Raw genomic sequence first — 2,439 nt, forward strand, 5'->3', positions numbered from 1 at the left:
GTGAGGGCGGACGGTGTTGTAGTGCCGCCGCCAGCCCTCGGAGACTACCCATGGGACTGTCAGGATGTGCGGGCGGCCATAGTGGATCCGATGGCGGTTCCCGATGGCACGACGCAAAGCTCCCCGCATTCCCGACGCCCTGCTTGACCAGTTGCTCGCCGGTGACCTGCCCCACATCGGTGGTCCGGTTGGATTGTTAGTTCATGCGGGGCGAGTCCGCCATGGTGAGCGCGCCCGCTGGAGCTGGCAAGGGTTGCGCAGTCGGGCGCGGGGACTGTCAGGATTTCCGAGTGTGGGCGGCCATAGTGGATCCGATGGAGGTTCCCGATGGCACGACGCAAAGCCCCCCGCATTCCCGACGCCCTGCTTGACCAGTTGCTCGCTGGTGCGGACCCGAAGACGGCCTTCGATGCGAATGGCCTGCTCGACGATCTGAAGAAGGCGCTGGCCGAGCGGGCGCTGAACGCCGAGATGGACCATCATCTCAGCGGTGACGACGCCGGCAACAGCCGCAACGGCTAAGGCCGCAAGGCGGTGACGACCGAGACCGGCCGGATCGAGCTGGAGATCCCCCGCGACCGGGAGGCGACATTCGATCCGCAGATGATCGCCAAGTACCAGGGCCGCTTCCCCGGCTTCGATGACAAGATCGTATCGATGTACGCGCGGCATGAGCGCCCGCGAGATCATCGGCCATCTGCGCGAGCTCTACGGCCTCGAGGTGTCGCCCGACCTCGTCAGCGCGGTGACCGACGCGGTGCTGGAGGAGATTGCCGCCTGGCAGGCGAGGCCGCTCGAGCCCGTCTATCCGCTGGTGTTCTTTGATGCGCTGAGGGTCAAGGTCCGCGAAGAGGGCATCGTCCGCAACAAGGCGGTGCACAATGCGCTCGGCGTGCGCGCCGACGGCACCAAGGAGATCCTCGGCCTCTGGCTCGAGCAGAACGAGGGCGCAAAGTTCTGGCTGAGGGTGATGAACGAACTGCGCAACCGCGGCGTCGAGGGCCTGCTGCTCCCCGTCATTGACGGTCTGAAGGGCGTCCCCGGACGCGATCCGAGCGGTCTTCTCCGACGCCACGGTGCAGACCTGCATCGTCCACCTTTTGCGTCACAGCCTGGACTTCGTCTCCTACAAGGATCGCAAGCCCGTCGCCGCAGCGCTGAAGGATATCTACCGCGCCGTCGATGCGGCAGCCGGCGAGGCAGCCCTCGGCGCCTTCGAGGGTGGGCACTGGGGTCGCCGCTATCCGGCCATTGTCCAGAGTTGGCGGCGGGCCTGGAGCGAGGTCGTGCCCTTCTACGCCCTCCCCGCCGACGTCCGGCGCATCCTCTACACGACGAATGAGATCGAGGCCCTGAACGCCATGCTGTGTCGCGCCGTTCGGGCCAGGGGCCACTTCCCGACCGACGAGGTCGCGATGAAGCTGCTCTTCCTGGTCTTGAACCGCTCCGAGAAGCAATGGAAATTGGCCCCGCGTGAGTGGTGCATGGCCAAAGCCCAGTTCGCCGTCATCTTAGGTGAGCGCTTCGACAGGGCAATGGCCGCCTGATGTTCAACCCGCCGCCCGCACACGGAAATCCTGACAGTCCCCGCCCAGTTTTCGGGAATCCGCCCGTCCTTCAGCGCCGCCTTCTCGGCGTCGGTGTTCATTTGGCGCGGCGCGGCGATGATGGAGGCGTCGACGATCTGGCCGGACATGGCGAGGTAGCCACGGCCCTTCAGCCAGGCGTCGAAGTCGGCGAAGAGTTCGGCGACCGCGCCGGCCCGGGTCAACTGCTCCCTGAACAGCCAGATCGTCTTGGCGTCCGGCACCGGATCCTCCAGGCCCAGCCGGAGGAAGCGCATGAACGACAGCCGGTCCCGGATCTGGAACTCTGTTTCATCATCCGAGAGCGTGTAGAGCGTCTGCATGACGAGAATCTTGAACATGAGCACCGGGTCGTAGGGCGGCCGTTCACCCTGTTCAGACCGGGGTCAAGGCTGACGGGTGTTCGGGGACATGGTGGACGGGTCGGATGATGTTCTGGCGCAGGTCGACCTGCGCCAGAACATGGCGGCGGTAGCAGAGGTCGAAGATGCCGTCGCAGTCGGTCGCCCTGAGGGCGACGCGCTTGCCTATGACCGCCTGCGGGCAGCGCACGCGGCGGTTCTGGAAGGAGATCTGGCCGCCGCTGCCGACGGTGCGGACGGCCGCCTGCGGCTCGTAGTCGGGCGACCGGATCGTCTCGGGCATCGTCCGGCGGCTCGCCTCGTAGCGGCTGGCCGGCACCTCGAGGCCGATCGCCTCGTGCGGCCGGCGGGTGTTGTAGATCTCCCGTCACGCTGCGAAGGCCGCCTCCGCCTCCGCGAGGCCGCGGAACTTGCGGCCCTCCTGCACCTCGCCCTTCAGCGTGCGATGGAAGCGCTCGTCCTTGCCCTGCGTCTGCGGATGGTACGGCCGG

General features: G+C 66.7%; 2 protein-coding genes and 2 pseudogenes. 1 reads left to right on the forward strand and 3 read right to left on the reverse strand.

The genetic code is table 11. The annotated features are described in order from the left end of the window. Positions 1-327: 327 nt before the first annotated feature. Positions 328-1,547, forward strand: a pseudogene (locus tag RUR49_RS17585) (IS256 family transposase). A gap of 44 nt (positions 1,548-1,591) precedes the next feature. On the opposite strand, the pseudogene RUR49_RS17590 reads toward RUR49_RS17585, so the two are convergent. The 3 genes and pseudogenes from RUR49_RS17590 to RUR49_RS17600 form a co-directional block, all read right to left on the reverse strand. Further along, positions 1,592-1,972: pseudogene (locus tag RUR49_RS17590) on the reverse strand (transposase); the annotation flags it as partial. Next, positions 1,962-2,231 (reverse strand): hypothetical protein, encoded by a 270-nt coding sequence (locus RUR49_RS17595; RefSeq protein ID WP_409147710.1) that lies wholly within the window; start codon positions 2,229-2,231, stop codon positions 1,962-1,964. The pseudogene RUR49_RS17590 and the gene RUR49_RS17595, both read right to left, overlap by 11 nt. A gap of 84 nt (positions 2,232-2,315) precedes the next feature. Continuing rightward, a partial coding sequence (locus tag RUR49_RS17600) for an integrase core domain-containing protein (protein ID WP_409147711.1) occupies positions 2,316-2,439 on the reverse strand: 124 nt, incomplete at its 5' end.

The sequence above is a fragment of the Pseudoxanthobacter sp. M-2 genome, from assembly GCF_046156265.1.
Taxonomy (GTDB): Bacteria; Pseudomonadota; Alphaproteobacteria; order Rhizobiales; family Segnochrobactraceae; genus CAMDHY01.